This window comes from Holtiella tumoricola, assembly GCF_027857615.1.
In the GTDB taxonomy this organism is placed as follows: domain Bacteria; phylum Bacillota; class Clostridia; order Lachnospirales; family Cellulosilyticaceae; genus Holtiella; species Holtiella tumoricola.
In genome coordinates this window covers 305506-311889 of the sequence record NZ_JAQIFT010000068.1, presented here as the reverse complement: position 1 = coordinate 311889, position 6384 = coordinate 305506, and the positions used below count along the sequence as shown (strand labels likewise).

6 protein-coding genes are annotated in these 6384 nt (G+C 34.6%); 5 read left to right on the top strand and 1 reads right to left on the bottom strand.

All coding sequences use genetic code 11. The annotated features are described in order from the left end of the window. The first annotated feature begins 98 nt into the window (after nucleotides 1-98). The gene (locus PBV87_RS20815; RefSeq protein WP_053985561.1) at nucleotides 99-776 is read left to right on the top strand and encodes a hypothetical protein; all 678 of its coding nucleotides are present in this window, start codon (nucleotides 99-101) and stop codon (nucleotides 774-776) included. A 55-nt stretch (nucleotides 777-831) separates the two neighbouring features. Here PBV87_RS20815 and PBV87_RS20810 read toward each other — a convergent pair whose 3' ends face one another. After that, a complete protein-coding gene (locus PBV87_RS20810) occupies nucleotides 832-1713 on the bottom strand; it encodes a DegV family protein (RefSeq protein WP_271013584.1) in 882 nt (293 codons plus the stop codon). Nucleotides 1714-1860: 147 nt separating this feature from the next. Between PBV87_RS20810 and PBV87_RS20805 the strand changes: the two genes are divergently transcribed. The 4 genes from PBV87_RS20805 (at nucleotide 1861) to PBV87_RS20790 (ending at nucleotide 6367) form a co-directional block, all read left to right on the top strand. After that, nucleotides 1861-2310 carry a metal-dependent transcriptional regulator gene (locus PBV87_RS20805; protein ID WP_053985559.1) on the top strand — a complete coding sequence of 150 codons (450 nt, stop codon included), beginning with the start codon at nucleotides 1861-1863 and terminating at the stop codon, nucleotides 2308-2310. A 228-nt stretch (nucleotides 2311-2538) separates the two neighbouring features. Next, nucleotides 2539-4206 carry a putative polysaccharide biosynthesis protein gene (locus tag PBV87_RS20800; protein ID WP_271013583.1) on the top strand — a complete coding sequence of 556 codons (1668 nt, stop codon included), beginning with the start codon at nucleotides 2539-2541 and terminating at the stop codon, nucleotides 4204-4206. A gap of 86 nt (nucleotides 4207-4292) precedes the next feature. Continuing rightward, a complete protein-coding gene (locus PBV87_RS20795) occupies nucleotides 4293-4901 on the top strand; it encodes a hypothetical protein (RefSeq protein WP_053985557.1) in 609 nt (202 codons plus the stop codon). 239 nt (nucleotides 4902-5140) lie between these two features. Further along, nucleotides 5141-6367, top strand: a complete 1227-nt coding sequence (locus PBV87_RS20790; RefSeq protein ID WP_271013582.1) for a BaiN/RdsA family NAD(P)/FAD-dependent oxidoreductase — start codon at nucleotides 5141-5143, stop codon at nucleotides 6365-6367. Nucleotides 6368-6384 lie beyond the last annotated feature (17 nt).

The window sequence follows — 6384 nt, the reverse complement described above, 5'->3', positions numbered from 1 at the left end:
GTGGCCTCTTTTGTATTCTTATACAAAGAAATTTAGAGAATCTAGTTCTAAAATAACTTCCTTGTCCATAAAAATAATAAAAAAGGGGGAGGATGTCCATGTCAACGAGCTATTTTTTACTCATTGTTTTGTGCGTTTTAGCACTGATAGTCCTAATGGTGAATATAGGTATTGTACAAAAGAAAGAAAATGTAACTTTGAAATGGATTTGTACATTTCTATTTGCATTTTCTATGATGAGGTATTTAACACTAATTGTATATGGAGACCATCCAACGCTTGGACAACTTGAAATCCTACGTTACTTCTATTTAGCAACAAGCATTGGAATTACTATGACAATGGCTTCAGCAGTATGGTGCATTACACCTTACATAAGGGAAAAATTAAATTATTTAACTTATTTAGTTTTATTTACACCTTGGATTTTATTCTACATATATGTTATTATCACTCAACCTACCAAGATTGTGACAGCAACATTTGGCTATAGACTAGAACTTACAGGTCAGTTTCCTCTGTATTTAAGTGTTGTACAAGGTACTTTTGTAGCTATCATGATTATACTTTGTGTGATTGGCTTTCTTAAGTATAAGAATGAATATTTAAGAAGTAGTTATGCACTTATTATTGCAGCATGTATTTTATTGACATTGGATGGAATAGGGTATTTTGTTAATCTACTTAATATCATACCACCATTTACGGCAACAGAAATTTTCGCGTTTATGGCCATTGCCTATGCGTTTTATATTAAGCCAGTTAAGAGAAGATAAGTTGAAAAGTGAAAAAGGAAGGTAGGATAAATAATTATCCTACCTTCCTTTTTAGTTACATTAATGTTTGATACTTTGGAATAACACAGATTCCGCATGCATCAGGACCTGTATTTACACCAATAGTTACTCCGATGAAGAAGAATTCATCAGGAATAGGAGCAGCAATACTTGCTCTAGCACCTGCTAAAATAGTATTGGCATCTTCTAAGTTGTCAGCATGACCAACTATGTAGTTGTAGTCACAAGGACGATCACCAATATATTCCACAGTGGATTCGATAATTTTAGCAATAGCTTTTTTCTTACCACGTACTTTAGCAAGTGGATAAAGTTGTCCTTTTTCTAAAAAGAGAATAGGCTTAACATTGAGCATTGTACCAAGAAGAGCAGATGCTTTTCCGATACGACCGCCGTTTTCTAAATAATCAAGTGTATCAACAAAGAAGAAAATTCTAGCTTTTTCAATAAGTTTATCTGTAAGATCAATAATTTGGTCAAATTCAAGTCCATCTTGAATCATACGACCAATCTCTGTTACTAAAAGTCCTTGACCACCTGTGGCATTTAATGAATTAATAATTGCAATTTGCGTATTAGGATAATTTTCTAAAATAATTTCTTTGGCATTAACAGCAGAACTATATGAACCGCTAAAATACCCGGATAAACAAACACAGATAATGGATTTACCAGCCTCTGCAAGTGGTGTAAACACTTCAAGATAATCATTGATTGATGGAAGTGATGTTTTAGGGAAGACTTTACTTTCACGCATTTTTGTATAGAAATCTTTAATAGGCATTTCTACGATTTCTTTAAAATAATCGACTTGATTAAATGAAACATAAAAAGGAATACGTGTAATTCCAAATTCTTTAACTATAGTGTCACTTAAATCACTTGATGTATCTGTTATAAGTACGATTTCACTCATTACATTCACCTCCTTAATAGGGATTTTATTTGTACAACATTCCGATTATATTATATGGGAATAGAAAGAAGTTTGCAAGATAAGTTTAGCATTAGGATAAGCTAGCCTCGCATATACTGTACTGTTATAGTAAAAGGAGGAATGGATGTGCTCTCTTCAAGTTTAGAACAATATCTCATTCATATTTATAAGTTGAGTGAGCAAGGTCAAGAAATTAAAAGTAGTGAATTAAGTACAGAGCTAAACATGCCACTCAAAAAAACCATCCAGGCCCTTCAACGTATGCATTTTCAAAAGTATATCGTTTACCTTGCTTATCAACCGATTACTATTACAGATAAAGGAAAAGAAATGGCAAAGTACTTGATTTCTCGGGATGAACTTATTGATGAATTTTTGGACATTCTACAGCTTACGAATAATCGTGAAGAAGAGAGAGAAGGCATGAAGCAGTTCTTATCTTATGAAGCACTTGAAAGTGTTGAACGCTTTGTATGCTTTGTGAGACAGTACCCAGAAATCATTAATCGTTATCGTTTATATAGTAAACGCAAAATGCGTATAAAAATACTTGAGCCCTTACCAGAAGAAGAATAGTGTGCTATAGAGCACACTATTTTTATGTATTCTTTCTTATTTATATGAATTAAGACTATATTTTCTTCAAAGTTTTGTGCTATAATAGTGCATCGGATAAACAGCGTTCTTAGTTCAGATAATTATTTAGATTAGCTGAATTTTAGATGACGTTATCCAGGGGGTAGTACTACATAATACTAGCCAGCGGATAAGCAATGAAGAATGATAAGGTTAAAGGAAAAGACTATGGAAAATAATAAGCAAACAGGCGCACATATTTTAAAAGGTGCTATGATTTTATCGATTGCTGTATTTATCAGTAAACTAATAGGTATTTTATATCGCATTCCACTAACGGGAGCTATTGGAGATAGTGGAAATGGTATTTTTGCACCCTCTTATCAAGTTTATATGGTAATGCTCACACTGTCATCGGTTGCCCTTCCAACAGCAATTTCTAAGATGGTATCAGAACGAAGAGCTATTGGGGCTTATGAAGATGCACACCGTGTTTACAAAGTGGCAATGATTTATTCAGTATTAATTGGGGCTATATTATCTGTTGTTTTATGGTTTGGAGCAGATAGTATCTCTACGATATTCTTTAATATGCCAGAGGCTGCACTGCCAATGAAAGCATTAGTGCCAGCTATTTTCTTAGTAGCTATTATGGCTGTTATGAGAGGCTATTTCCAAGGCATGAGTTCTATGACGCCAACAGCTATATCTCAAGTCGTTGAACAATTTGTACATGCTATTGTTAGTGTGGTATTGGCTTATATGCTATTGGAAAAAAGCCTAGAGGCAGCGGTTACAGGTGCTTCATTTGGAACTTCAGTGGGTGCACTTTTTGCACTTTTGGTTTTAGTATTTGTCTATTATTTAATCAAGCCAAGTATTAATAAGCGTAGACGTAAGTCACGTACTACAACAGATGAAACAAATGGAGAGCTCTTAAAGAAAATACTTATTATGAGTATTCCAATTATGATTAGTTCCTCAATTTTTTCTATTATGGGACTCATTGATTACTCTATGATTTATAAAATACTTCCAAATACAATAGAAAAGATGTCATTAGCAGGACAACTTGTAAATCTACCTATTTCAGATCCAGAAGTTCTCACAAGTCAGACTGCTATTGTAAATAGTTTGGCAGGACAATTTTCAACCAAGTACACCACATTGATTAACTTACCAGTTAATTTAATTCTTACACTAGGAATGGCAGTTATTCCAGCTATTTCAGCTGCAGTGGCAAAACAAGACTTTAAAGATGTACGCCGTAAGACGAATATGGTTCTTAAAATCGGTATGCTTTTTGCTGCACCATCGGCTGTAGGGCTTATGGTATTTGGCGATCAAGTGATTCGTATGCTTTATTCTATGGCACCAGATGGTGGAGAGCTTTTAGTCTATGGTAGCGTTAGTATTATCTTTATTACCGTTGCTCAGATTACAACAGGTGTATTACAAGGAATGGGTAAACAAAGTATTCCAACAATCCATGCAGCGATTGCTTGTGGTGTTAAGGTAATTGCTAACTTAATTCTTTTATCTATGCCAAGTATGCATATTTATGGTGTTGTTCATAGTACATCGATTTGTTATTTAATCTATGCCATATTAAATGTAGTTTACTTAGTACGTACTATTCATATTAAAATTAATATCAAAAAGCTTATTATTAAACCTATTTTAGTAGCAGCAGTTATGGGGATTGTAAGCTATGTATTGTTTAATTTACTTGTAAAGGTATTTGGTCATGCAACACTTATGATGCTTATTGTTATACCAATAGCTATGGTAGTCTATGGTGTATTAGGTCTTTTAACACGTACTATTACTGCTAAAGATTTAGAAAATGTACCTGGCGGTCGTAAGCTTATTAATAAACTTTTTAAAGAAGCTTGATAGAATAAGGGCTAGAGGTGTATAAAGGTGTAAAAAGATGGTTATACTCCCAAACGTAATGAACAAGGACGTTTAGGAGGATATACATGTTTACGAAGAAGCAATTTATTACCTTACTTACTGTTGCTGCATTCGTTTTTATTATAATAGCTACTGTCTGTTTTCAAGTGGCATATCGCAAAGGGATTAGTGACCCTATAGTTAATCCTGATGCGGTCATTGAGACTTTTGACCCAGAAGAGCCTATTGTAGAAGTAGAAACAGAAGAAAGTAGTAGGATCTTACCTACAACTAAGATTACGGCAAAGTTACTTGATCAAGAAGGATACATTGTAGAAGAGCAAACTTTGAATACATTAAGCTTACTCAGTAAGACGATGGAAGAAGTACAAGCTCTTTTTAGAGATTATCAAATTGAGAAGTTTACACCAGAAGAGGTGATTCTTACAAGGCAAACTTACATTATCAAAGAAGCACCTTCTTTTGCTCTTGGTATAGAAAATGATCAAATAGGTATTGTGGTAGAAGGGAAAAACCCTTCATTTATTAATTTGGGTTTAAGTACAAGAGATTTTTCAATGCGTACAGTAGATCTTATTTCTAATCAAAGTATTCAGCTAACAATAGAACAAAAACGTAAACTAGAAAAAGATGCTTATTATATAGAAGAAATTTTACAAAATTATAGTGAGTAATCTAGAAGGGGGACAATATAAGTGTACCCCTTTTATTTATGAAAAGGCAGGGGAGTTGTACTCTGAAAGTTTCTTTAGGGAGAACTTAAAAATAGTGAAGTATTTTTAGGTCTTAGGAGCAGAAACAAAAGGTGTACAGTTCAACTGCCTTTTTGTAAAATTTGAAATAACCCCTTTGTACTTGCAAAGGTCATTAAATACCCCTACAATAAAAGACAAAGAAAGGATGACTAACTAACATGAGGGATATAGCCATTATTGGTGGCGGTGCATCTGGTCTTGTAGCAGCAATCACTGCAGCAAGGTTAGGCGCTAAAGTCACTATTTTTGAAAGACAAAACAGAATAGGTAAGAAGATATTAGTAACCGGTAACGGTAGATGTAATATAACCAATATAGATATGGGAGCAGAGCGTTTCCACACAGCAAGCAAGAAAGACTGCTATCAGCCTGTTGTGAGTAAAAATGTAGAGACTACACTTGCATTCTTTAAAACACTTGGCATTGAAAGACTTATAGAAAAGACAAAAGTCTACCCAGCTTCAGAGCAAGCAAGTAGTGTAGTAGATGTTCTACGTATGGAAGTAGAACGACTAGGTATAGAGGTTTTAGTAGATACTAAAGTGACGAAACTTAAACCAGAAGGTGTAAAGTGGAATGTCTTAACAGAAGCTAATGACAAGTATACTTTTGAACGCATCATTGTAGCAACGGGAGGACTTGCAGCACCACAGCTCGGTTGTGATGAAACAGGTTATAGTTTATTAAAAGCTTTAGGACACCATCAAGTTCCAACACTTCCAACACTTGTTCATATTGTATCACCAACAAAATACTGTAAGATGATGCAAGGCATGCGTTTTAAAAGTGAAGTTAGTATTTTGGTAGAGGGCACAAAGGTTCGTACAGAAAGAGGAGAGGTGCTCTTTACTGAAGATGGTTTATCTGGACCACCGATTTTTCAATTAAGTCGTATTGCAGCAGATAGTTTTGCGAAGAAGCAAGCATGTGAGATTCATATGGACTTTATGCCAGAGGCAACTAAGGAAGATTTAGTAGCAACGATTTACGAACGTATAGGTAATGGGGCACATAAAACAATAGAGGAACTTTTTATAGGTTGGTTAAATAAGCGTGCCGTTATGGCAATTATTAAACAAGCTGATGTAGGAAGCCCAGTTGCACCATGTGAAAATTTAGACTATGAAATGGTAGAAGCATTAGCTGAGGCCATGAAAAAATTAGTGTTTGAAGTTAAAGGCACAAGAGGATTTAAGTTTGCACAAGCTACAGTTGGTGGTATTACTTTAGATGAAGTGAATTTAGAAACGATGGAATCTTTAAAGGCACCAGGTCTTTATATAACAGGAGAAGTACTAGATGTAGATGGTGATTGTGGTGGGTATAACTTACAATGGGCATGGTCTACAGGCCTTGTAGCGGGCGAATCTGTCCTACAAAATTAGAACAAAAATTAGAAAGC